We start from the raw sequence: 24845 nt of genomic DNA on the forward strand, positions 1-24845 counted from the left end.
CGCGCGCGACATCTTGCAGAAGGTCATTCGCGCCAACAGTCGCTTAAGTTCCAAACAGAACGGAACACTGCACTAGTCTCTGTTTGTTGGATGTCGGTGCTTCGCTGACGCGAATGCCCGTCAGACCGGAGGCCGCGGCTTGCCCGGGCCCGGTCGGCGCAGGGTGGAGTCCGGCCAACCGTGCACATTGATCGACAGGATTGCCGTCGACGCGAATGCGTCAATCGAAAGCACAACGAAACAAACAACGTCGCGCACCAGTTTTGGCGCGTGAGTCACGACCCGGCGGTATCGCCACCGTTCTGTCGCGTTGTTTCTGGAAAGGAGTGTAGGTTTGGAGGGGACAGGTGGCAGCTACCCGTTCGGGTAGTTTGAGTGCATGGATTCCCCTGATCGGGGGCCGTGCATGCCGGCGTGAGCAACGCCGGCCATGTCATGCGCTAAGGCGACGATATTACGATTTACTTTCAGATGACCTCGGCCCGCTCGCGATGGCCATCCAGCATTCCGCCAATGTCCGCGAGGCCATGACGACGGCGTCCCGTTATCTGTACGTGCACAGCCCGGCCGCACAGCTTTCCGTGATCGAACCGAGCACGCGGGTCCAGGATGCGGCGGAGATCCGTCTCGAGTTGCTGGTTCCTCGCGCGCCCGTGTCCCGGCAAGCGCTCGATCAGTGCCTGGGCAGGATGCATCATCTGGTGCGGTCCTTCGCGGCGGACAACTATCGGCTGCTTGCGGTGGCGTTACCGTACGGGAACAGTGCCGATCCCGGCGCCTATGCGCGTTTTTTCGGGCCAGCGCGCATCTATACGGAGCAGGAGCACGCCGGTTTGCACGTGTCGCCGCAAACCCTCGGCAGCCGGCTGGAGAACGTCAATGCGTCGCTGAAGCACATCGCGCTGGAGTATCTGCAGCGGCACTACGGCGCCCCCGGATTGTCGATGGTCGAGCGCGTGCGACGGGCGCTGCATTGCACGCTCGGCGCGACCGGCGGAAGCAAGTCGGCGATTGCGGAGCTGCTGTTCGTGCATCCACGCACCATGCAGCGCAAACTGGCCGACGAAGGCGCGACTTTCGAAGGGGTCCGGGATGAGGTCCGGCAGGAAATCGCATTGCGCCACCTGCAGCAGACGACCATCCCGCTGGCCCAACTGACGAGCTAGTTGGGGTTTTCCGATCAGTCGGTCCTCACCCATTCGTCGATACGATGGTTCGGCATGCCCCCGTCGAAGATCCGTGCAAGTTCGCGATCTCGAGCGCCTGCTGCCGCGCATCGATCGCGATGAGCGGCGTCGATGTCGGAGGGCCGATCCGGGAGCAGGCACGCCCGTCCCGTTCGGCACCGGGGACGCATCAGCGAAGGCAGCCGTCGGTACGCAAGGAAAAGCCGGCCATGACGCTCATCCGCTCGCATCGCGTCGCGCCGCATTGACGAGCATGCGCGACAGCAAATCACCCATCATCCGAAGCTCGTCGTCGTTCGCGAAGGCGCTCATCTCGCGCTGGATCTCGTCTTGCACGTCGCGCCACGCAGCCGCGATCCGGCGCCCGTCCCGCGTGAGCGACACGTGGACGATACGGCGGTCATCCTCGTTCTGCGTTCGCGTCACGAGAGACAGCGCCTCCAGCCGGTCCACCAGGCGCGTCGCCGCGCTGCCGGCAATGCCGCAGGCATCGGACAGTTCGCCGGCCGTCAACGGTTCCCCGCCATCGAGTGCGTGCAAGAGCGACGCCTGCGACGTCGTAATGCCGAGCGCCCGCTCGACATGCCGGTCGACGCATCTGGACAGCAACGATTCGGCAGCCGACAGCAGGTGCACGATGGACATACCCCGGCTGCTCATTTCCCGTTGTCTGGAATCCGAACCAGACCTCTCCTGCACCACTTCACGGCACCCTTCTTTCTCGATTTCAAGTTCTTCCGGTACGGGATTCATGGCAGCACGCGCGGAACCCGGCGCTACACCGTCCGCCGAGCGCCCGACGCATTCATCCTTGAATCAGAGTCCGGACGATTTCGGTAATGTCAGCCATGTCCGGATTGCGACTTCCTGGCCGCGTCAACTCCCGGCGCAGCAATCCGCTCAACGTCGCGTGAACCACGCTGGCGATCACCGCCGGTTCATGTTCGCTCGCCAACTGTCCGGCCGCTATCGCACGACGCACGCAGGCTTCGATGCGCTGTTCGGCATGGCACGCGGCCTGACGAACCCGCTCGCAGAACGCGGCCGTTTCACCCGCGCTCTCGCAACGCGTGTAGGACAGCGTGTACAGGCGACGGGACAGCTTCGAACGGGTTGCCGCCCGCCAGCACGCGCCGAGTGAATCGATCAGCGCATCGAGCGCATGCGCCGCATCCTGACGCGGCGGAATCAGAAAAGGATCCAGCGGGATCGCCGCATCGGCGAAGATGGCATCGAGCACGTCGAGCTTGCTCTCGAAGTGCCAGTACACGGCCCCGCGCGTGACGCCGGCGCGGCGGGCAATTTCCTCGAGCGACGCATGCGCGAAGCCACGATCGAAGAACACGCCCTGCGCCGACTCGACGATGATGGCCCGTGTCGCCTGTGCCTGTTCACGGGTTCGTTTCACCATAACGTTTCCGAACGTCCATCCGCCTCGGGATGGCTCGCCTGTCACCTCGCAGCGGCCCGGCAAGGGCATGCGATTGCGAGCCCCGGGTGTCGGGGCACGCCTCCTGAATCACCGCAACGGGCCTGGCCCGTTACGGTGTCCTGCTTCACGTCAGCGCACGGATCAACCCGGCGGATGCGCGGCTTGCCCGGTCGGCACGTCGGCTTTCACGGTCCGGTCCTGCCAGCCGCCGCCCAATGCGCGGTAGAGATCGACCGTGTTCGTCATCCGCGCCAGCCGAACCTTCACCAGATTCTGCTGCGCGTCGTACAGCGACCGCTGGTTGACGAGCACGTTCACGTAGCCGTCGACACCCTCGCGATAGCGTACGTCAGACAACCGGTATGCCGACTGGCTCGCATCGACCAGCAAGCGCTGGGCCGTTTCCTGCTGGCCCCAGGTCGCACGCCCGTCGAGCGCATCGGAGACTTCGCGAAACGCCGTCTGGACCGCCTTCTGGTACGTCGCGACTTCGATGTCGCGATTGACCTTCGATACCGCCAGGTTCGCGCTGTTGCGCCCGTAGTCGAAGATCGGCACGCTGATCGTCGGCCCGAACGACCACGCCGCGCTGCCTGGATCGAACAGGTTGCGCAACGACGCACTGGCGGTGCCGCCGCTGGCCGTCAGCGAAATGCTCGGGAAGAACGCTGCGCGGGCGGCGCCGATGTTCGCGTTGGCCGCCATCAGCTGATGCTCGGCCGCCATGATGTCCGGCCGCCGCGCGAGCAGATCCGACGGGAGCCCGGCCGGCAGATCCTCGTCGAGCCGAACCGTCGCCAACGATTCGCGCGACAGCAGCGCGTCGTCGAGCGGCGCGCCGACCAGCAGCGTCAGCGCGTTGATGTCGGTCCGCACCTGCCGTTCGTACTGCGCGAGATTCGCTTCCGCGGCACGGACGGTCGTCTCGGCCTGACGCAGATCGAGCAGCGACGACGTGCCGTTTCGGTACCCCGATTCGACGATCTTCAGCGACGCCCGCTGGCTGGCGAGCGTGTCGGCCGTCAGCGACCGGATGTCCTGGTCGGCTTGCAGCGTCAGCCACGCAGTGGCCACCTCGGCGATCAGGCTGATCTGGGTGGCCTGGCGCGTGGCCTCGGTCGCCAGATAGGTTTGCATCGCCTGCTCCGTCAGGCTGCGGATCTTGCCGAACAGGTCCAACTCGTACGACGCGACGCCCCCGACGTTGTAGGAGCGCGTGACGCCGGCCTGCCCGGACGTCGACAGGTCCGACGGCAGCCGCTGGATCGACCCGGAGGCGCTGGCCGACAGCGTCGGCAGCAGGTCCGCCCGTTGGATCCGGTACTGCGCACGCGCCGCTTCGATGTTCAGCACGGCCACGCGCAGGTCGCGGTTGTTTTCCAGCGCCATGCCGATCAGCGTCTGCAGATGCGGGTCGGTGTAGAAGTCGCGCCAGCCGAGTTCCGCGGCCGACGGCTTGCCGGCGGTGTCCGGTGCAGTCGCCGCGTATTGCGCGGCGACCGACGGGTCGGGACGATGATAGGTTGGGATCATCGTGCAGCTCGCCATCAGCAGCGCCGCGGGCAACACCGCGAGTTTCAGGATCTTCATGCGGTCACCTCGTCAACCTTGTCGATGTCGTCGGCCTTGTCGGCCTTGCCTGTCTTGCCGCGCGAGAACAGGCCCGTCACCAGCACATAGAACAGCGGCACATAGAACACGGCCAGGAACGTCGCGGTCATCATCCCGCCGACCACCCCGGTGCCAACGGAGTGCTGGCTGCCCGAGCCGGCGCCGTTCGAGATCGCGAGCGGCAGCACACCGAGCACGAACGCCATCGACGTCATGATGATCGGGCGCAGCCGCAGCCGTGCCGCCTGAACGGCCGCCTGCATCAACGACATGCCTTCCTTTTCGTACAGCTCCTTCGCGAACTCGACGATCAGGATCGCGTTCTTCGCCGACAGGCCGACCGTTGTCAGCAGGCCCACCTGGAAGAACACGTCGTTCGTCAGGCCGCGCGCCAGCGTGGCGACCACGGCGCCGATCACGCCGAGCGGCACGACCATCAGCACCGAGAACGGCACCGACCAGCTCTCGTACAGCGCGGCAAGGCAGAGGAACACGATCAGGATCGACAGCGCATAGAGCGCCGGCGCCTGCGAACCCGACAACTGTTCCTCATAGGACAGCCCCGTGACCGCCAGCCCGAATCCGTTCGGCAGCTGCGCCGCGATCTTCTCGATCTCCTGCATCGCTTCGCCCGAGCTGTGGCCGGCTTTCGGCTGGCCCTGCAGTTCGACGGCCGGAATGCCGTTGTAACGCTCGAGCTTCGGCGAACCGTATTCCCAGTGCCCCGACGCCACCGCCGAGAACGGCACCATCTGGCCGTTGCTGTTGCGCAGATACCATTTGTACAGATCCTCCGGACCCACGCGCGCATCGGGCACGCCCTGGACGTACACCTTCTTCACCCGGCCGCGATCGACGAAGTCGTTCACGTACTGGGAACCCCAGGCGGCCGTCATCGTATCGTTGATGTCGGCGATGCTGACCTGCAGCGCACGCGCCTTCTCGTCGTCGATATCGATGTGGAACTGCGGCTCGTCGTTCATGCCGTTCGGGCGGACGTTGGCCAGCAGCGGGTTGTCATGCGCGAGCTTCAGGAACTGGTCGCGTGCCGCCATCAGCGCCTCGTGGCCTTGACCGTTCCGGTCCTGGAGGTACACGTCGAAGCCCTGCGAGTTACCCATTTCCATGATCGCGGGCGGCACGATCGGAATCACGATGCCGTCCTTGATCTTTGCAAAGGCCCCGCCAGCGCGCTGCGCCAGGCCGAACACGCTCGTATCGCTGCCCTTGCGCTTTTCCCACGGCTTGAGCGAGACGAATGCCAGCGCCGAGTTCTGTCCGCGCCCCGCGAAGTTGAAGCCGTTCACGGTGTAGACCGACTCGACGACATCCGCCTCGTCTTTCAGCAGGTAGTCGCGTACCTTGGTCAATGCGTCTTCGGTCCGTTCCGCCGATGCATTGCCCGGCATCTGGATCTGGACGAACAGCGTCCCCTGGTCTTCGTCCGGCAGGAAAGCGGTCGGAATGCGCGTGAACAGGAAGCCCATGCCGACCACGATCAGCAGGTAGACGACGATGTAGCGCCCCTTCTTGCGCAGGATCGCTGCGACCGCACCTTCGTAGCGGTCGGTACCGCGGTCGAACGTCCGGTTGAACCACCCGAAGAAGCCCTTCTTCACGTGATGATCGGCATCGCCCGGCTTGAGCATCGTCGCGCACAACGCCGGCGTGAACACCAGTGCAACCAGCACCGACAGCGCCATCGCCGACACGATCGTGATCGAGAACTGGCGATAGATCACGCCCGTCGATCCGCCGAAGAACGCCATCGGCAGGAACACGGCCGACAGCACCATCGCGATGCCGACCAGCGCGCCCTGGATCTGCCCCATCGACTTGCTGGTCGCTTCCCGCGCGCTCAACCCTTCCTCGGTCATCACGCGCTCGACGTTCTCCACCACGACGATCGCATCGTCGACCAGCAGGCCGATCGCCAGCACCATGCCGAACATGGTGAGCGTGTTGATCGTGAAGCCGAACGCGGAGAGCACGCCGAACGTCCCCAGCAGCACGACCGGAACCGCCAGCGTCGGAATCAGCGTCGCGCGGATGTTCTGCAGGAACAGGTACATCACCAGGAACACGAGGATGATCCCTTCGATCAGCGTCTTGACCACTTCGTGAATCGACGCGTGAACGACCGGCGACGTGTCGTACGGAATGACGATCTTCACGCCCGGGGGCAACAGCGCTTCCTGTTCCTTGAGCAGCTTCTTGACGGATTCCACCGTCTCGAGCAGGTTCGCGCCGGTCGCCAGACGCAGTGCGATACCAGCGGACGGCTTGCCGTCGTACATACTCGAGATCGAGTAGTTCTCCGGCCCGAGGCTCACGGTCGCGACGTCGCCAAGCTTGACCTGCGAACCGTCGGCATTCACCTTGAGCAGGATCTGCTTGAACTCGTCGGCGGTACGCAGGCGCACCTTCCCGATCACGGTCGCGCTCAGTTCCACGCCGCGCCGCGTCGGCAGCCCGCCGAGCTGGCCCGACGAGACCTGGACGTTCTGCGACCGGATCGCGTTCGTGACATCGAGCGGCGTGAGCGAATAGCTGTCGAGCTTCGCCGGGTCGAGCCAGATCCGCATCCCGTACTGCGAACCCATCAGCAGGTAGTCGCCCACCCCTTTCGTCCGCAGGATCGGATCCTGGAGGTTCGATGCCAGATAGTTGCCGAGGTCGCCGCTCGACATCTTCCCGTCTTCGGAAACGAGCGCCGCGACCATCATGAAGTTGATCTGGTACTTGACGACGCGAATCCCCTGCTGCTGCACTTCCTGGGGCAGAAGCGGCGTCGCGAGCGACAGCTTGTTCTGCACCTGGACCTGCGCGATATCGGGGTTGGTGCCCTGGTCGAACGTCGCGACGATCGTCATGCTGCCGTCGGCGTTACTTTCCGACGACATGTAACGCAGGCCGTCGAGGCCGTTGAGCTGCTGCTCGATCGGCTGGACGACCGTGTCCTGGACCGTCTGCGCGGACGCACCCGGGTAGCTGACCGTGATCGACACCGCGGGCGCCGCGATGTTCGGATACTGGTTGATCGGTAGCGAGCGAATCGCCAGATAACCGGCCAGCATGATGACGATGGCGATCACCCATGCAAAGATGGGTCGCCTGATGAAGAACTGTGACATGCGCGCTCCGACTAGCTGCCGTTTGCCGTAGACGGCGCGGCAATGCGCGCGTCACCCAGGTCGACATGGACGTTCGTCGAGGGCACCGCGACCACCTTCATGCCCGGCTGCAGTTTCTGCACGCCCTCGGTCACCACGCGTTCGCCCGCATTCAACCCGGAGCGGACGAGCCACGTATTGCCGACCGTCCGGTCCACCGCAAGCTGCTTCAACTGCACCTTGCCGTCGGCATCGACGACCCAGGCCACCGGCGTGCCCGTCGTATCGCGCGTGATGCCCTGCTGCGGCACCAGGATCGCGTCGCGCTTGACGCCCTCGTCGAGCTTCGTGCGCACGAACATGCCCGGCAGGATCTGGTGATCCGGATTCGGGAACTGGGCACGCAACGTTACCGAGCCCGTGCCTTCGTCGACACTGACCTCGGAGAATTTCAGCGTACCGCCGTGCGCATACGACGTGCCGTCCTCGAGCAACAGCCCGACACTGGCCGCCCCTGCGCTGACGGTCTGCAACTGGCCGTCGGCAAGTTCCTTGCGCAGACGCAGCATGTCGGACGACGACTGCGTCACGTCAACGTAAATGGGATCGAGCTGCGTGATGACGGCCATCGACTGCGCCTGGCCGTTCGTGACCAGTGCGCCTTCCGTCACGAGCGAGCGGCCGATACGCCCGGCGATCGGCGCGTACACCTTCGTGTAGTCCAGGTTGACCTTCGCGGTATCGAGATCCGCCTGCGCCTGGCGGTACGAGGACACCGAGTCGTCGTACTGCTGGCGGCTCACCGCGTTGTCGGCAAGCAGTTTTTCATTACGCTCGGCGAGATGCTGCGCCGACACCAGTGCGGCACGCGCCTTTTCGTACGCGGCCTTGTAAGGCGCATCGTCGATCTGGTAGAGCTGCTGCCCCTGCTTGACGTCCTCGCCTTCGACGAAGAGCCGCCGCTTGATCACGCCATTGACCTGCGGGCGCACCTCGGCGACACGCCACGAATTCGCCCGGCCCGGCAACAACGACTTGAGCGTGATCTCCTGCGGCTGCAGCGTGACCACGCCGACCTCGGGGACGGCCGCCACCGCGGCTTCCTTCTTCTGGCATCCGGCGACGGCCATCGACCCGACCACGACACACGTCGCAAGCAAGGCGCTTCTCTTGGGAATGATCATCCGGTACATACAACATCCCTCACTGTTCGTTTCATGTTTCTCACTCTCAACGTTGCGAATCCGGCAGCCGCTGGGGAAGCCCCTCGGTGCGCCGGGCTGAACGACAAGTCCCGTTCGTCGATCCATATGGACGCCTGCGTGGCGCATCCGCCATCGCGACATGCATACGATCCGCCGCACGCAACGTCGAGTCGGCAAGTGGCACCGCCTTCAACAATTTCTGCGCGCAGCATGACCCCCACCCGTTCCGTAGGTGTACTGATCTATAAGAAAGGACGTTAACGGTCCGGAACATCGCGCCCGTTAACGCACGACCCGACGCAACGAATCACCCGTACGAATGACGCGTGCGATGCGACGGGACCATCCACCCGATGGGGTAGGCATGCCACCCGGGTTGCCGGGCGCCTGTCGTGCGGGGCGGAAGCAGAGCGCGCTGCGCGCTATCCGTCCCCGATGGCCGGAATCCTCATGGTCGAAATTTATTCATCACGTGTTGATTTAATGCGATGGTAGGGCATCCGTCGCGACGCTGTCAACCGTTCGATCGTCGCGCCATGCGGCAGGACGGCACGCTCGAGGCAGCGCCAAACCGGGCGCAAGCAGCACTCACGTGGCAGAACGGACAGCGGATAGAAGTGCCACTCAGATCGAGGCAACGAGGTGCCAGGTGCGCCGACGGGAGAAGAATTTCAGCGATCGCACCGCCTGGACGAAGGGTCGGCGTCGAATCTGGCGAGCGTGTCGAAAGCGCTACCGCCACCCCGATCGACGCACTGAGCCGTCGTGGCGGACATGACAGCGCGAAGCGATCGCGGGCACGCTTCACGCATGATCATTTTTGCGCTATCATTTTATTCACCATGTGTTGAATAATGTTGGCGAACGATGCCAACGACCGTTCCCAAGCACATGCCGAACACGTCGATTGCCGGGCGCGATATGTCCGGGACGGAAACGACTCGTGAACCCGGAAACCGAAATGGACAAACTTCAATCGATGCGGTCGTTCGTACAGGTCGTGAACGACGGAAGCTTTATCCGCGCAGCCACCCGCCTCGGCATTTCTCAAATGATGATCAGCCGTCGCGTCAACTGGCTCGAGGAACAACTGGAAAGGCGCCTGCTCGTCCGCAGAACGCGGAGTGTGTCGCTCACGGATTTCGGGAAGACGTACTACACGCGCGTCAGCGACATTCTGGCGAAGCTCGCCGAAGTCGAGCACGCAGTGTCGGTGCCCACGCAAACGCCGTCCGGAACCCTGCGCGTAGCGGTCTCCGTCGGCCTTTCGCTGCGGCACCTGTCGTCGTGCCTGCGAGACTATTGCGATTCGTATCCGGAAGTGGTTCCCGTTCCCGTGCTGGTCGATCGCCCGGTCGATCTGGTCGCAGACGGATACGATGCCGGCATCTTCGACCTGTCGTCGTTGTCATGCACGAGCCTCGTCGCGCGCGCGGTCTTCAGCTCGCCGCTCATCGCGTGCGCATCCCCCGACTATCTTCAGCGGCGCGGCGAGCCGACGCGACCTGAGGAACTGGCCGAGCACGCGTACCTCGCGATCTCGCCCCCCCAGCGCGGCAAATCCGAGCTGCAACTGGACAGTGCCGACGGCACCGTGACGATCACGTGCCATCCGGCCGTCGTGGCCAACAATATCGATTTTCTGATGCAGATGGTCCTGTCGGGCGCAGGCATCGCGTTGATCCATCCCGCACTGGTTCAGCGGGAACTCGAGAAAGGCACGCTGAAGCGAGTTCTCCAGGATTACTGGGCGCCCTCGCCCACGTTCGGCATCGTCTACCCCAGCCGTCGCCACTTGCCGGCCAAGGTGCGAACCTTCATCGACCATCTGTTGGCGACGTTCGACGAATCCGAGACTGCCTGGCACGGCGCCGCATCGGCTCAATGCCAGGCAAGCGCGGATGCCGCGTGACAGCGGCTGCCCGCTCGGCCGCATGATGCGCCGGCCCCGCGACCTTCGTCACCACGCACCTCACCGGAATTTCGTCGCACCTGGCACTTCGGCGCGACGGCCACGCTATCGCAGCAGCCCCATCGCAATATCCAGGACGCCTTGCTTGAATTTTTCGGGGTGATCGGGCAGCGTTGAAAATTTCGCGAACACGTGGCCATACGAAATCGTATTGCTGATCGCATTCACGATCATCGCGTGCATCAGCTCGGGATCGTGAGACTTCATCTTTCCCGCTTCGATTGCATCCGCGAGAAGCGGAATGAACGCGTCACGATAGGGGCCGAGCAACCGTTCCACGAGGACGTTCAAGCGCTCGCCGTGCTCCGTCGTGGCGGTCGAGAAAAACATGCCGATATCCGGGTTGGCGAACACGTTGTCGATGAACAGTGTCAATGCCTGCCTGATCCGTTCGACCGGCGACATCCGGCTGTTGCGGAGCTGTTTCGTCATCTCGATCAACGGTGCCAGTTGCGCGGCCAGTTGGTCGACGACCGCCGTCCACAGCCCCTCTTTCGACCCGAAATGATGCGCCATCAATGCAGGATCGACACCGGCCAGACCCGCGATTTCCCGCACGCTGGTTGCCGCGTAGCCCTGCTTGGCGAACCGCTGCCGCGCACATCGCAGCAGCGAATCGAAACCCACGTGCGCAGTGCCGGACGGGCGTCCCCTGGTACGTTTGGCAGTGAGCTGGCGCTTGGCCGAAGTATCGGAGCTGGGCATGCAGGAATAGCGTCGAAGGCGGGAAGAGGTCGAAGTATACCAAGCACATGTTGCGCGCCCAACGCGATTACCGTCCATACGCGCCGCGATCGTTCACCCCGACATACCCGCCACACCGACACCCGCCGTTCAGAAGAAATGCCGGATACCGATATCGGCACCGACGGTCGTCCCCTGAACGCCATACAGTGCCCCGTCTGCGGAAATGCCGGTATTCATCGTGCCGTGGTTGTTCACGACAGCGACTTGCGCGCAGAGCGCCGTGCTTTTCGACAGGTTGTAGGTGGCCCCGGCAGCGCCCATGATCGAATGATTCGCCGTGTGATTCTGGTCACTGGTGAAATAGATCCCTCCGTTGAAATTCAACTGCGGTGTCACGTAGCTGTCCAGGCCTGCACTGTACACATTGGAATCGTACGAGTGCGCCACCTTGTAGTTGACGAACTGCGCCTTCGCCGTGACGACGCCGAAATGGTAGGTTGCGCCGATCGCGCGCCCCCAGAATTCGACCGTCGTCGGAATCGGCGTCGACACCGTACCGCCACTGTTGCCGGAATAGACTCCCGCGCTGATCAGGAGATTGCCGACCGTGTATTTCAGGCTCGCCGAATACTGACGGCCGGCCTGGAAATTGCCGGCGGCGCCCCCCAGTGCCATTGACGCTTCACACCGGCAGATGAACGAGACGTTCGTGGTTCGGGCGTCGAAAGACATTGGTGACGGCGCCGCGCAAAAGCGGTTCTCGATTCAGTTCATCGACACCGCGGCGGACATCACGATCGCAGCCTTGATCAGTGCGATGACCCGGATTCTCGACGGCGGCCCGAGTGCGCAGATCACCGCCGAGACAGTCGAATGCCTGATGCGGCTCTATGGCATCGCACCGGATGAAGCCCGCCGCCTTGCCGAAATGCCGCTGCCGGATTACGTCACCGATTTCTTCAAGTAACGCCGTCGCGGCCGTTGCGCGTCCATCGGCAACCCCGCACGGGCTCGGCACCCGCGACCGTCGAGCGATCGCGAAGTGGTCATGCCGGGCCGCGTGCCATCGGGTACGCCGTCGCGTCGCCGTTGAGACGGCCTGCACCCTGCACCGCCCTTTCGCGAGCGGCACCGGCTGCCCGATGGCGGTGATCTTCGACCGCCCTCGCTGAAGTCGGTCGGCGTATCTGCCTGAGTTGCTCGGGCTGCGTTCGGATCGAACGCCCGCCCATCAAATATCCGGATCCGGAATCCGCGCCGACTGGATCACGACCAGCGTGTCCCCCGCCTCGATCCTGCACGGCGGGTCCTCGTAGAACGAAAAAATCTTCCCGCACCGATCGAGCCCGACGACGATCGCGCCCGGCACGACGTTCGTCAGGCAGCCGATCTCGCTTGGCATCGCCTCGCGCTCCAGCAGCGTCGCGCGGCCGCGCGTCGACAGCATGTCGTTCACGAACGGCACGATATAGCGGCTATGCACGGCATCCGCGAGCAGCAGCGCGCCGATCTTCGTCGACGACACGATCACGTCCGCCCCCGCCTGCCGCAGTTGCCGCTGGTACAGGTTCTCCTGGATCCGCACGACGATCTTCGTATCGGGCGCGATGCTGCGCACCGACAGTGTCAGCAGGATCGCGGTCGGATCGTCGGTCACGGAAATGATCACGGCCTTCGCTTCACGCACCTGTGCCTGCTGCAGCAAATCCTCGTGCGCGGGATCGCCGAGCAATCCCGCCACGCCGAGCGACGTCGCGGCCTCGATCGCCTGCTGCTGCGAATCGATCACGATGAGCGTCGCCGGATCGACGCCGCTCTCGAGCAGTTCGCGCACCGCGATCGACCCCGACAGGCCATAACCGCATACGACGATGTGATCGGACAATTGCTTCTGCAGGCGTTTCATGCGGAATTCCTCGATGACGCGCTGGATCACGAACTGATACGCCGTGCCCAGGAAAATGAACCAGATGACGATACGGATCGGCACGATGAAGAACGCATCGATCAGGCGCGCCCGTGCGGTGACGGGCACGATGTCGCCGTAGCCGACCGTCGCGACGGTCACCATCGTGAAGTACACGAGATCGGCGACGGTCATCGGCGTGCTCTTGGTCGAATCGCGCAACCCATCGCGATCGAGATACAGCACGAGGAACGCGAGCGTGCACAGCAGCACGACCGCGCCGATACGGAACAGCAGCGTGCGCCGCGGCGACGTCGCGGGACGCGTGAACAGCGTGCGCGCACGCGGCGCCTGCCACGGATTACGGGCGCGACGCAGGCGTGAGCGCAACGAGCGGCGCTGGGCGGAAGGCGTTGCCAACGGGGAATCTCCTGAAGGATGCGGGCTCGATTCTACGATGGGTCGGCCGCGACCGGCCGACGTCATCGCGTCGCTTCGTCTGCTACAACATGCTGCGCGGCCGGACCATCGTCCCGTCGACGAAGCGCTGCGCGCGAAACGCCGACAGGTCGAGCGATGGCGCGCCCGTGTCGACCCATTCGGCAAGCAGTCGCCCGACGATCGGCCCCATCGCAAAACCGTGGCCGCAGAATCCCGTCGCAATCGCGAGCCCGGACGGCGTGCCCGGCGCATCGATCACCGGAATGCCGTCGGGCAGCACGTCGATCAGGCCGGCCCAGGCTTCGACGATCTGCGCGTCCTTCAGCGCGGGGAAGATTGTCTTGAGTTTCGTGAGCGCACGCGGCGCATGCGCACGATTCGGCTGCGGCTGCGGATCGCGCGGCTCGATCGGCCCGGCCGCACCGTTGATGCGGGCAAGCGCATCGCGCCACGCAGCCCCGTTCACGTGCAGCCGGAACTTGTCGCGCTGCGACCAGAACTCCGGCCAAAACAGGCTCAATCCGCGCAGGTGACCGAGCGTCAGGTCGACGTCGACCTGCATGTCGTCGGCGAGATTGATCGCGCCGTTCTTGCGCTGCCGGATGCCGAGGCCATGCCCCCACACCGTCGACGCCGACACCGGCGGCACCACATTGGTGCGCATGCAGGTGCCGCGGACGGCCTGCTGCGGTAGCCGGATGCCGACGCCGTCGAGCAGCCGGAAGCTGGTCGCGCCGGCCGCACAGATCACGCGCCGCGTACGGATCGTGCCGCGCTCGGTCACGACACCGACCACCGCGCCGCCGGCCGTCTCGATCGCGGTCACGCCGCAGCCTTCGAAGAAGCGCGCGCCCGCCTCGGCGGCACGCGCGGCGAACGCGGCGGCCACGCGGCGCGGCTCGGCCTGGCCGTCGGTCGCGGTGTACAGTCCGCCGAGCGTGCGTGCCTGCGACGAAAGGCCGCTGACGCGCTCGTCGATCTGCGCGCGCGTCAGCGTACGCGTGTCTAGCCCGTGCTCGCGCGCGACGGCGAGCCACGCGTTGAACGACGCCCAGTCCGTTTCGTTGTCCGCAATATAAAGACAGCCGCCCTGCCGCCATTCGAGGTCGAAACCGAGGGTTTCCTCTAGCCCCTCCCAGATCCGCATGCCGGCCATCATCAGCGGCACCTCGGCCGCTTCGCGGCCCTGCTGCCGCACGAAGCCCCACGCACGGGTCGACTGCTGTCCGGCGATGCGCGACTTGTCGAGCACGACGGCCTTCAGGCCGCGCAGGCCCAGGTAATACGCGGCGGCGCAGCCCATGATGCCGGCACCCGCGATCACGACGTCGGCTTCTGCCGGGAATCGCGTGCCGGCGGGGGTCAGGGCATCGTGCAGCGGATAAGTTGTCGTCATTGTTTCCTGTCAGGCGTTAATGCATCCGGATACGAACCGCGACGGTAACGTCGTGACACACCTTTCACACAAACGCACCTTTCACGGCGCTGAATGACGACCATTTTGCGGTAAAGTTATCTTTTCCGCGCGTGGCCGGTCGGCTCGCCCCTGGACGTCTTGAAGACTGTCCGTCGAGACTGCCGAAAGGCGTCGTTCTGAACGTCACGATCCGTTCCCGTAGCATGACCACTGAAGCAATCACCACGGATTCCCTCGCGGTTGCCGAGCGCGTGCGCGAGCTGATGACCCGCAACGGCATCGGCAAGCGCCAGCAGACCACCGAGCTGTGCCGCATCCTCGACCTGAGTTTCTCGCAAGGCCATCGCAAACTGCGCGGCAGCAGCCCCTGGACGCTCGCGCAGATCAAGAAAGTCGCCGAAGCATACGGCGAACCCGCCGCCCAGCTGTTCGGCGCGCAAACGCTCGACCCCGGCATGGTCGGCGCCTATTCGCAGGAAGCCGTCCTTTATGCGGGCGTCGCCGAGATTCCGTGCACCGCATGGATCGGCGCGCCGCTCGAAGCCGGCGCTCGCCCCGAGTTCGTCGCGTATGAACAAAACGGCCGCTGGCGCGTGCTGCGCCACACGGGTGTGCTGTACCAGAACGCGTACGACGTGCACAAGATCGAGATCTATCCACGCCGCGCGGAGAACGACAAGCTCGTCGTCGCGGTGATCGACCCCGATCGCGTCAGCGCGACCGAGCTGTGCCGCTATCTCGAACGGCAGGGCTTCGCGACGGCCGCATTCGACGGCCTCGCGCCGTTCGTCGACGCGCTGCAGGGCCAGGCGTTCGACGCGGTCCTGACCGAATGGCTGTTCGACGACAGCACGGCCGCCACCGCAATCAAGGCCGTGCGCACGTCCGACAACCCGGGCGCGCCGATCTTCGTGCTGACCGGCGACCTGCTCACCGGCCGCGCGAGCGAGGCCGATATCAGCGACGTGATCCGAGCGTTCGACGTCGTCTGCTACGAAAAGCCCGCGCGCATGGCGATCCTCAGCGCCGACCTCGCGAAACGGCTCGCGCGCGGGTAACGTCCCCGGGCCGTTCCGCCTCCGGACGGCCAACGTCCGCGCGGCCCGGCGGTCGTGAACAGGCTCATAGCTCAGTACAATAGCCGCACCCGTTCACGCCCACGCCGGCTTCCGCCGCCCGACGCCATGGCCCGCCTCATCCCCGACGACTGGAAAAGCCTCGCCGCGACCGGTGCGGCCGAACGCGAGCGCGAAACGCTCGCCGCGCTCGAACACGCGCTGCCCGACAGCTACACCGTGTATCACGGCGTGCACTGGACGCGCGCCGATCAGGCATTCTCGGTGTTCGGCGAGGCCGCGTTCGTCGTCGTGAGCCCGGCCGGCCGCGTGCTGCTGATCGAGCAGAAAGCCGGCTTCCTGCGCGAAACGCCGAAGGGGCTCGTGAAGGTCTATCTGCAGAAGGAACGCAATGTCCCGATCCAGCTCGCGCGCACGCAGGAAACACTGCACCGGCGCCTGACGGCCGCGCTCGGCGCGGGCGTCTACGGTGTCGAAGCGCTGCTGTACTGCCCCGACTACGCGATCCGCGACGCGTCGATCGCCGGCGTCGCGGCCGACCGCATCGTCGATGCGTCGCGCAAGGCGCAGCTCGCGCAGGTGATCCTGCAGATCCTGCCCGAAGACGACGAGCACTTTCCGAACGCGCCGAAACTCCACCATTTCCTGGCTGACGAACTCGCGCTCACGCCCGATACGAGCGCGCTCGTCGGGCAGGCCGGCACGCTCGTCACGCGGCTGTCGGGCGGGCTCGCCGCGTGGGCGCGCCAGCTCGAATTCGCGCCGTTCCGGCTGCGCGTCACCGGTACGGCCGGCTCGGGCAAGACGCAGCTCGCGGTGCAGGCGATGCGCGATGCGGTCGCGGCCGGCAAGCGCGTGCTCTACGTGTGCTTCAACCGGCCGCTCGCCGACTACATCGCGCGCATCGCGCCGCCCGGCGCGAAGATCGCGAACTACCACCAGCTGTGCGACTGGGTCGCACGCGACGGCGGCTATACGCCCGACTTCCAGGTGCCCGGCGAGTTCGAGCGGCTCGAAACGCGCTTCGCGGAAACGCCGATTCCCGAGCACTGGCGCTTCGACGTGCTGGTCGTCGACGAAGGGCAGGATTTCCATGCGCCGTGGGCGGCCGCGCTGGAGCGCTTGCTGGCGCCGGATGGCGCATGGTGGTGGCTGGAAGATCCGCTGCAGAACCTGTACATGCGCGAACCCGTCGCGCTGCCGGGCTGGGTCACGCTGAAGGCGCTCACGAACTACCGGAGCCCGCGCGACCTGCTCGAATTCGTGCGCGACATCGTCGGCCGGGTCGAGCCGCTGGCGGCCGAGCTGCGCTCGGGCAGCCCGTTCGACGGTTCGGATCCGTCGGTGTCGGCATACGGGGAAGCAGGCGCGTCGGGAGACGCACTGGCCGACGCCTGCATCGACGCGACCAAGCGGGCGATCACGCACGCGCTGTCGCTCGGCTTCCGCAAGCAGGACATCGCGCTGCTGTCTTATCGCGGCCGCGAAGGCTCGGTGCTCGCACCGCTCGACCAGCTCGGCCCGCACCGGCTCAAGAGCTTCACCGGCAAGTACGACCTGTTCGGCAACCCGGAGTATCGCGAAGGCGATGTGCTGCTCGATTCGATCTACCGCTTCAAGGGCCAGTCGGCGCCGTGCGTGATCCTCACCGAGGTCGACTTCGATACGCTCGACGCGCGTGCCGCGCGCAAGCTGTTCGTCGGCGCGACGCGTGCGACGATGAAGCTGCTGATCGTCGCGTCGTCGCGCGCGGCCGCGCAACTGGCAGCCGTCTGACGTAACGGGCGGGCGACCGGCTGGCCAGCGCCCACCCGTCGCCGCCCCGGTCGATCAAGCGACCCGGAACGCGCCGACCGCGCGGCGCAGCCCGTCGGCCTGCTCTTCCAGCGACGCAGCGGCCGCCGCTGCCTGCTCGACGAGCGCCGCGTTCTGCTGCGACACCTGGTCCATCTGCGACACCGCGCGGTTCACCTGCTCGATCCCGTCGCGCTGCTCGTTCGATGCAGCCGCGATCTCCGTCATGATGCCCGTCACGCGCCCGATCGCCTGCTGGATGTCCTGCATCGTCGTGCCGGCCACGCCGACGAGCCGCGAACCGTTCGCGACACGCTCGACCGATTCGCCGATCAGCGTGCGGATCTCCTTCGCCGCCGACGCCGAGCGTTGCGCGAGTGTGCGCACCTCGCCCGCGACCACCGCGAAGCCGCGGCCCTGCTCGCCCGCGCGCGCGGCTTCGACCGCCGCATTCAGCGCGAGGATGTTGGTCTGGAACGCGATGCCCTCGATCGTGCCGATGATGTCGGCGACCTTCTGCGAGCTCTGGTCGATCTCGTTCATCGTGCCGATCACCTCGCCGACCACTGTCGCGCCGCGCGTCGCGATCTCGCTCGCGCTGTCCGCGCACGCCTGCGCCTCGAGCGCATGGTCGGCGTTCTGCTTCACGGTCGCCGTCAGCTGCTCCATGCTCGCGGCCGTCTCCTGCAGCGCGGACGCCTGTTCCTCGGTGCGCTGCGACAGGTCGGTATTGCCGGCCGCGATCTGGTGCGTCGCCGTCGAAATCGCCTCGGAACCCTGGCTGACCTGGCGCACCGTGTCCGCGAGGCTGCGCTGCATGCCGGTCACGCCCTTGACCAGTTCGGCCATCTCGTCGCGCGACGACCAGCGCACCTCCGACGTCAGGTCGCCGTCCGACAGGCGGCGGAAGTGCGACAGCAGCCGGTTCACCGGCTGGGTGATCGCGAAATGCAGGCCGACCGCGCAGCCGAGGCATGCGGCGAGGCCGAATGCGATACCCGCGATCGCGCCCACGCGCATCCAGCCGTAATAGGTTTGCGCGGTGTCGTACACCGCCTTGCCACGCGCGGCCTGATACGCATCGAGCGCATCGGTCGCCTGCGTGAGCGCGACCGACAGCGGCGGCGCGACCTGCATCAGCAGCCGGTCGGCCTCGTCGCGGCGGCCGTCGCGGACCGCGTCGATCATCGGCTTCAACGCCTGCCCGATCAGCGCCTGACGCGCGGCGTCGAGGCGGCTCGCAAGCGGGCCTTCGTCGCCGTCGTGCGGCATCGCCGCGTAGCCGCGCCAGGCGGTGTCGGCCTTCGCGAGATAGTTCTCGGCCTTCATGACGAGATCGGGCACTTCCGGCGCTTCCGGATGCAGCAGCGCGCGGTCGAGCGTCGTACGCACGACCGTCAGGTTCAGGCTGGCCGCCGACAGCGCGGTCTTCGCAGCGAGCTGCTGCGTATAGGCCTCGTCCAGCGCGCGGTTCGAGCTCTGCATGCCGGCGAGGCCGATCAGCCCCGATACGACGAGCAGCGCGGCGACGAGGCCGAGCGTGGAGAAGATCCGCGTACGGATCGAGAAACGGGAAAACAGGACGTTCAGGTTCATGACGGGACGTGAGCGATGAAAGGTGCCACGGCAATCGGTCCGCAGCACTCTGGATTACGGTTTGCCTGCAGAAAACTTGAGTCCGGCCCTGCTTTCCGCCTGATCCCGATCAATTTTTCGGGCCGGCAATCTCCTGTTACGGCTGCAACATATCGAGGCTGGGCAGAAATTGACCAGTCAATCATCTGTGGCTATAGTTCGACACAATTCCCTGCCATGGCAGATATCTCGATGACGACCGACACCCTCCTCACTCCGCCGGCCGCCGAAACGGCCCGCCGCGACGCGCCGACCGGGCTGATCATCGCCGCGCTGCTGCTCGTCATGCTGCTGTCCGCACTCGACCAGACGATCGTGTCGACCGCGTTGCCGACGATCGTCGGCGAGCTCGGCGGGCTCGACCAGTTGTCGTGGGTCGTCACCGCGTACCTGCTGTCGTCCACCGTCGTGCTGCCGCTGTACGGCAAGCTCGGCGACCTGTACGGCCGCAAGATCGTGCTGCAGGCCGCGATCGTGCTGTTCCTCGCGGGCTCCGCCCTGTGCGGCGTCGCGCAGGACATGACGCAGCTGATCGTGCTGCGCGCGCTGCAGGGACTGGGTGGTGGCGGCCTGATGGTCGTCACGATGGCCGCGATCGGCGATCTGGTGCCGCCCGACCGCCGCGCGCGCTACCAGGGGATGTTCGGCGGCGTGTACGGCCTCGCGACGATCATCGGCCCGCTGCTCGGCGGGTTCCTGGTCGAGCACCTGTCGTGGCGCTGGATCTTCACGATCAACCTGCCGCTCGGTTTTCTCGCGCTCGCGGTGATCGGCGTCGCGTTCCGGCCGCACACCGCGCACGTGAAGCACCGGATCGACTACATGGGCGCCGCGTTCCTCGCCACCGCCCTCACCTGCGTGATCCTGTTCACGAGCGAAGGCGGCTCGCTGCTGCCGTGGTCGTCGCCGCAACTATGGATGACACTCGTGCTCGGCGTCGTCGCGATCGGCGGCTTCATCTATGAAGAACGGCTCGCGGCCGAGCCGATCATGCCGCTCGAACTGTTCCGTCATCGCACCTTCGTGCTGGTCAGCCTGATCGGCTTCGTCGTCGGCATCGCGCTGTTCGGCTCGGTCACGTTCATCCCGCTCTACCTGCAGGTCGTGAAGAGCTCGACGCCGTCGCAAGCCGGGATGCAGCTGCTGCCGATGATGGGCGGGATGCTCGTGACGTCGATCGTCAGCGGCCGGCTGATCTCGCGGCTCGGCTCGTACCGGATGTTCCCGATCCTGGGCACGCTGACCGGCGGCATCGCGATGGCGCTGCTGTCGACGCTGACGCTCGATACGCCGCTGCACACGATGTATGCGTACATGGCGCTGCTCGGGATCGGGCTCGGCATGGTGATGCCCGTGCTCACGCTCGCCGTGCAGAACACGGTCGAATTCCGGCACATGGGCGTCGCGACGTCGGGCGCGACGCTGTTCCGCTCGATCGGGGGTTCGCTCGGGGTCGCGGCGTTCGGCGCGCTGTTCTCGCACGGGCTGCAATCGCGGGTGATGGCTGCGCTGCCGGCCGGCGCCGAGCTGCCGCCCGCGCTCGGCCCGGCCGCCGTGCACCAGTTGCCGGATGCCGTGCGTGAGGTGTACCTGCATGCGTTCGCCGGTTCGCTGCATGTCGTGTATCTCGCGGCGGCGACCGTCATCGCGATCGCGTTCGTGCTCGCGTGGTTCGTCGAGGATGCGCCGCTGCGCAAGCATCACTGAGCCGCCCGTGGATCGCGATGCGAGCGGCGGGCCGCATCGCGATCCCCATCCGCCCGCCGTCAAGGCAGCAGCACGACCCCGCCCGTCGTCGCGCGCGACTCCAGCAGCCGGTGTGCATCGGCCGCCTGTTCCAGCGGTAGCCGCGCGCCGATCTCCATATGCATCCCGCCCGCCAGCCGGTCGAGCGTCGCGCGTGCAGCCTCCCGATATCCGTCCACGTCGCGCGCGATGAAGCCGAGCACGCTCGGCCGCGACAGCGCGATCGACCGCGCCGGTCCCAGTTCGTCGAGATCGAACGTCTGCCGCGCGCCGATCGCGGCCACCTGTCCGATGCTCGCGACCATCCCGAACGGACGGACCGCGCCGAGCGTGCGCGTCAGCACGTCGCCGCCGATCCCGTCGATCGCAAAATCGACCCCCGCGCCACCGCCGAACGCGCGTGCCGCCGCGACAAAATCTTCCTCGCGATAATCGACGACCGCCTCGGCGCCGTGCGTGCGCACGAGCGCGGCTTTCGCGGCCGACCCGACCGTGCCGATCACCCGCGCGCCGAGCGCACGCGCCCATTGCGTCGCCAGCAGCCCGACGCCGCCGGCCGCCGCGTGCACGAGTACCGTGTCGCCGGCGCCGAGCTGCCGGACGCGATGCAGCAGCATGTAAACCGTGATCCCTTTCAGCAGCCCGGCGGCGGCGGCTTCGTCGCTCAGGCCATCGGGGATCGGCAGCACGCGCTCGGCCGGCATCGTGCGCAGGCTTGCATAGCTGCCGGTCGGCATGCCCGCATACGCGACGCGCTGGCCGGGGACGAGCGCCGTCACGCCGGGCCCGACCGCATCGATCACGCCGGCCGCCTCGACACCGAGCGCGTCCGGCAGCGCGGGCAACGTGTGCGTCCCCGTCCTGAAATAGATGTCGACGAAATTCACGCCGATCGCGGTCTGGCGAATCCGTACTTCGCCGGCGCCGGGCGGCGCGACGGGTGCATCGACGCGGCGCAGCACGCCGGCGTCGCCGTAGCGGTCGATCCCGATCCGGATGGCAGTGGCAGTCTGGGTCATGACGTTCCTCGTAATCGAATGAAGTGACACGATCATCCCATCGTGCATAATCGAACGGAATTCATGTAAATCGCCCATCTACTGTGCAAAATTCAACCGATCCGGACGCCGCTCCCGCATCCGCGTTACCGATGAGCTGGGACGACATCCGCTATTTCCTCGCGGTGATGCGCGGCGGCAGCCTGTCGGCCGCCGCGCGGGCGCTGCAGGTTCAGCATTCGACGGTCGCACGCCGCATCGACGCGCTGGAGTCGGCGCTCGGCATCCGGCTGTTCGACCGGCTGCCGCGCGGCTGGCCGCCGACCGACGAAGGGCTGCACCTTGCCGAGCATGCCGCCCGCCTCGAAACCGACGCGCATGCGTTCGCGCGCGCCGCCCAGGGCGCGGCGGCGTTAGACGGCGTGGTGCGCGTATCGGCGTCGCCGGTGTTCGCGAGCCATTTCCTCGCGCCGCGGCTCGCCCGCGCGCAGCGCGCATGGCCGGCGCTGCGGATCGACCTGATGGGCGAAATGCACGCGGCGAACCTGTACGCACGCGAAGCCGACCTCGCAGTGCGGCTGTCGCGGCCGAGCGAGCCGGGGCTCGCCGCGCGCCGGCTCGGCACGATGCGCTTCGCGCTGTGCGCGTCGCCGGAATGGGCGGACGCGCCGCCGGAAACCTGGGCGTTCGTCGGCTACGACGATGCGCTCGCGCAAACGCCGCAGCACCAGTGGCTCGCCCGCTTCGCGGCCGGACGCCGTTTCGCGTTTGTCACCAACGACCTGGCTGCGCAGCATCACGCGTGCGCGGCGGGCGCCGGCGTCGCGCTGCTGCCGAGGTTTCTCGTCGACGATCCGGCCGCGCACGCCGGTGCGCCGCTCGTCGAGCTGACGGCCGCACCGCGTTGCGACATCGAGCGCGAGATCTGGCTCGTCGTCCATCCGGACGTGCGACGGTCCCCGCGCGTGCAGCGGGTCGCCGACGCGATCGCCGATGCGGTTCGCGCGGCGGACGGCCGGCTCTAGGCGGCCGCGGCCGCACGCGGCTTTGCCATGCGCTTCGGCGGCCGGCATAGTGGTGGTTTGCGTTCTGAATTCGCCGGACCCACCGCCATGCCCACCGCTCCCGCCTGCGTCGTTCGCGACGCGACCGACGCCGACCTCGATGCGATCCACGCGATCTATGCGCACCACGTGCACCACAGCGTCGCGTCGTTCGAAGAGACGCCGCCCGACGTCGCCGAACTGCGCGCGCGCCGCGACGCGGTGCTGCGCCACGGGCTGCCGTATCTCGTCGCCGAATGCGACGGCCGCGTGGCCGGCTACGCATACGCGACGCCGTACCGCACGCGCAGCGCGTACCGCTTCACGATCGAGGATTCGATCTACATCGACGAGTCGCAGCGCGGGCGCGGAATCGGCCGCGCGCTGCTCGCGGCGCTGATCGAACGCTGCGAGGCCGGCCCGTGGCGGCAGATGATCGCGGTGATCGCCGACGGCGGCACCGGCGGCTCGACGTCGCTGCATCGCGCATTCGGCTTCGAGCCGGCCGGCATGCTGAAGGCAGCCGGTTTCAAGCACGGCCGCTGGATCGATACGGCGCTGCTGCAGCGCCCGCTCGGCGACGGCGCGCGCACGCTCCCTGTCTCGCCCTAGCCCGCCGCGTCGCGCTAGAATGGCCGCATGTCAAAACAGACTCATTCCACACCCGACGAGGCGGCGCCGGACTCCCGCAACGAGTACACGGTCGACGAACTTGCACGCGTGTCCGACACGACCGTGCGCAATGTCCGCGCCTACCAGGATCGCGGGCTGCTCGCGCCGCCGGAAAAGCGCGGCCGCGTCGGCATCTACGACGACACGCACGTCGCGCGCCTGAAGCTGATCAACCACCTGCTCGCACGCGGCTATACGCTGTCGAACATCCAGGACCTGATCAAGGCGATCGACGAAGGCCACGACCTGCGCTCGATCCTCGGCCTCGAAAACGCGATCGGCGGCCGCTGGTCGCACGAACTGCCGAAAACCTATTCGCTCGCCGCGCTCGCGCAGATGTTCGGCCCGCAGGCGACCACGCAGCTGTCACGCGTGACCGAACTCGGCTTGCTCGAACGGCGCGGCCTGTCGTTCGTCGCGAAGAACCCCGCACTGCTCGAAGCAGCGGCCGCGATGACGAAGGAAGGCATCCCGCCGCGCGAGCTGCTCGACGTGATCAGCCTCGCGCGGCCGCATTTCGACGCGATCGCGCGACTGCTCGTCGATCTCGTCGTGAAGCGGCTCGACCGCTACGACGCCGACACGCTGCCGCCCGCCACCGACGTGCCCGAACTGGTCGACGCAATTTGGCGCCTGCGCCCGCTCGCGGCCGTGTTCGTCGAAGGCGAGACGAACCGTGCACTCGAAACCGCGGCGAGCGCCTATCTCGGCGGCCGTGTCGCGACGATCCTCGACAAGAAGCTCAGCGACGAGGCCGCGCGGCAGTCGTCCGGCACACCGGCATCGAAAGACGACAGCGACGAAGCATAGGCGCGCCGCCGTCATATTGATATCGGCAATGCTTCGTTTGCGGGCGTGATCGCCCATGCGACGATTCTTCCAACCGAGCAGCACCACCGCTCGCCCGAAG

General features: G+C 66.4%; 19 protein-coding genes and 1 pseudogene. 9 read left to right on the forward strand and 11 right to left on the reverse strand.

Annotation, left to right across the window (positions count from 1 at the left end):
- The first annotated feature begins 347 nt into the window (after positions 1-347).
- Positions 348-1166 (forward strand): AraC family transcriptional regulator ligand-binding domain-containing protein, encoded by an 819-nt coding sequence (locus BDO18943_RS36630; RefSeq protein ID WP_260865378.1) that lies wholly within the window; start codon positions 348-350, stop codon positions 1164-1166.
- Positions 1167-1403: 237 nt separating this feature from the next.
- Here BDO18943_RS36630 and BDO18943_RS36635 read toward each other — a convergent pair whose 3' ends face one another.
- From BDO18943_RS36635 to BDO18943_RS36655, 5 genes are all read right to left on the reverse strand, one after another.
- Complete coding sequence (locus BDO18943_RS36635; RefSeq protein WP_175026027.1) at positions 1404-1940, reverse strand: MarR family winged helix-turn-helix transcriptional regulator; 537 nt, start codon at positions 1938-1940, stop codon at positions 1404-1406.
- Positions 1941-1992: 52 nt separating this feature from the next.
- A complete protein-coding gene (locus BDO18943_RS36640) occupies positions 1993-2667 on the reverse strand; it encodes a TetR family transcriptional regulator (RefSeq protein ID WP_175026028.1) in 675 nt (224 codons plus the stop codon).
- 93 nt (positions 2668-2760) lie between these two features.
- A complete protein-coding gene (gene adeC, locus BDO18943_RS36645; RefSeq protein WP_175026029.1) occupies positions 2761-4209 on the reverse strand; it encodes an AdeC/AdeK/OprM family multidrug efflux complex outer membrane factor in 1449 nt (482 codons plus the stop codon).
- Complete coding sequence (locus tag BDO18943_RS36650) at positions 4206-7364, reverse strand: efflux RND transporter permease subunit (protein ID WP_175026030.1); 3159 nt, start codon at positions 7362-7364, stop codon at positions 4206-4208. Before BDO18943_RS36650 ends, adeC begins: the two co-directional genes overlap by 4 nt.
- An 11-nt stretch (positions 7365-7375) precedes the next feature.
- Positions 7376-8536 (reverse strand): efflux RND transporter periplasmic adaptor subunit, encoded by a 1161-nt coding sequence (locus BDO18943_RS36655; RefSeq protein WP_374101841.1) that lies wholly within the window; start codon positions 8534-8536, stop codon positions 7376-7378.
- Positions 8537-9491: 955 nt separating this feature from the next.
- On the opposite strand from BDO18943_RS36655, the gene BDO18943_RS36660 reads away from it, so the two are divergent.
- Positions 9492-10460, forward strand: a complete 969-nt coding sequence (locus BDO18943_RS36660; RefSeq protein ID WP_235996286.1) for a LysR family transcriptional regulator — start codon at positions 9492-9494, stop codon at positions 10458-10460.
- Between the two features lie 105 nt (positions 10461-10565).
- Here BDO18943_RS36660 and BDO18943_RS36665 read toward each other — a convergent pair whose 3' ends face one another.
- Together BDO18943_RS36665 and BDO18943_RS36670 are read right to left on the reverse strand one after the other, a co-directional pair.
- The gene (locus BDO18943_RS36665; RefSeq protein ID WP_175026031.1) at positions 10566-11225 is read right to left on the reverse strand and encodes a TetR/AcrR family transcriptional regulator; all 660 of its coding nucleotides are present in this window, start codon (positions 11223-11225) and stop codon (positions 10566-10568) included.
- Positions 11226-11354: 129 nt separating this feature from the next.
- Positions 11355-11888 (reverse strand): annotated as a pseudogene (locus tag BDO18943_RS36670) (porin); the annotation flags it as partial.
- A gap of 28 nt (positions 11889-11916) precedes the next feature.
- On the opposite strand from BDO18943_RS36670, the gene BDO18943_RS36675 reads away from it, so the two are divergent.
- Positions 11917-12174, forward strand: a complete 258-nt coding sequence (locus BDO18943_RS36675; protein WP_175026032.1) for a hypothetical protein — start codon at positions 11917-11919, stop codon at positions 12172-12174.
- A 264-nt stretch (positions 12175-12438) separates the two neighbouring features.
- Here the strand turns inward: BDO18943_RS36675 and BDO18943_RS36680 are convergent, their stop codons facing one another.
- Complete coding sequence (locus BDO18943_RS36680; protein WP_175026033.1) at positions 12439-13533, reverse strand: potassium channel family protein; 1095 nt, start codon at positions 13531-13533, stop codon at positions 12439-12441.
- Positions 13534-13615: 82 nt separating this feature from the next.
- Positions 13616-14950 carry an NAD(P)/FAD-dependent oxidoreductase gene (locus BDO18943_RS36685; protein ID WP_175026034.1) on the reverse strand — a complete coding sequence of 445 codons (1335 nt, stop codon included), beginning with the start codon at positions 14948-14950 and terminating at the stop codon, positions 13616-13618.
- A gap of 224 nt (positions 14951-15174) precedes the next feature.
- Here BDO18943_RS36685 and BDO18943_RS36690 point away from each other — a divergent pair, with 224 nt between their 5' ends.
- Together BDO18943_RS36690 and BDO18943_RS36695 are read left to right on the forward strand one after the other, a co-directional pair.
- Positions 15175-16029, forward strand: coding sequence for a helix-turn-helix domain-containing protein (locus BDO18943_RS36690; protein WP_175026035.1), 855 nt, complete (start codon positions 15175-15177; stop codon positions 16027-16029).
- A 126-nt stretch (positions 16030-16155) separates the two neighbouring features.
- Complete coding sequence (locus tag BDO18943_RS36695) at positions 16156-17823, forward strand: ATP-binding domain-containing protein (protein WP_175026036.1); 1668 nt, start codon at positions 16156-16158, stop codon at positions 17821-17823.
- 54 nt (positions 17824-17877) lie between these two features.
- Here the strand turns inward: BDO18943_RS36695 and BDO18943_RS36700 are convergent, their stop codons facing one another.
- Positions 17878-19437, reverse strand: coding sequence for a methyl-accepting chemotaxis protein (locus tag BDO18943_RS36700; protein WP_175026037.1), 1560 nt, complete (start codon positions 19435-19437; stop codon positions 17878-17880).
- A 231-nt stretch (positions 19438-19668) separates the two neighbouring features.
- Here BDO18943_RS36700 and BDO18943_RS36705 point away from each other — a divergent pair, with 231 nt between their 5' ends.
- Positions 19669-21183 (forward strand): MDR family MFS transporter, encoded by a 1515-nt coding sequence (locus tag BDO18943_RS36705; RefSeq protein WP_175026038.1) that lies wholly within the window; start codon positions 19669-19671, stop codon positions 21181-21183.
- Positions 21184-21242: 59 nt separating this feature from the next.
- Here BDO18943_RS36705 and BDO18943_RS36710 read toward each other — a convergent pair whose 3' ends face one another.
- Positions 21243-22241: a quinone oxidoreductase family protein gene (locus BDO18943_RS36710; protein WP_175026039.1), complete on the reverse strand. Its 999-nt coding sequence runs from the start codon at positions 22239-22241 to the stop codon at positions 21243-21245.
- Positions 22242-22372: 131 nt separating this feature from the next.
- Here BDO18943_RS36710 and BDO18943_RS36715 point away from each other — a divergent pair, with 131 nt between their 5' ends.
- From BDO18943_RS36715 to BDO18943_RS36725, 3 genes are all read left to right on the forward strand, one after another.
- On the forward strand, positions 22373-23245 hold the full coding sequence (locus BDO18943_RS36715; RefSeq protein WP_175026040.1) for a LysR family transcriptional regulator: 873 nt from the start codon (positions 22373-22375) through the stop codon (positions 23243-23245).
- An 87-nt stretch (positions 23246-23332) separates the two neighbouring features.
- Positions 23333-23875, forward strand: a complete 543-nt coding sequence (locus tag BDO18943_RS36720) for a GNAT family N-acetyltransferase (RefSeq protein ID WP_175026041.1) — start codon at positions 23333-23335, stop codon at positions 23873-23875.
- Between the two features lie 27 nt (positions 23876-23902).
- The gene (locus BDO18943_RS36725; RefSeq protein ID WP_175026042.1) at positions 23903-24745 is read left to right on the forward strand and encodes a MerR family transcriptional regulator; all 843 of its coding nucleotides are present in this window, start codon (positions 23903-23905) and stop codon (positions 24743-24745) included.
- Positions 24746-24845 lie beyond the last annotated feature (100 nt).

This window comes from Burkholderia aenigmatica, assembly GCF_902499175.1.
In the GTDB taxonomy this organism is placed as follows: domain Bacteria; phylum Pseudomonadota; class Gammaproteobacteria; order Burkholderiales; family Burkholderiaceae; genus Burkholderia; species Burkholderia aenigmatica.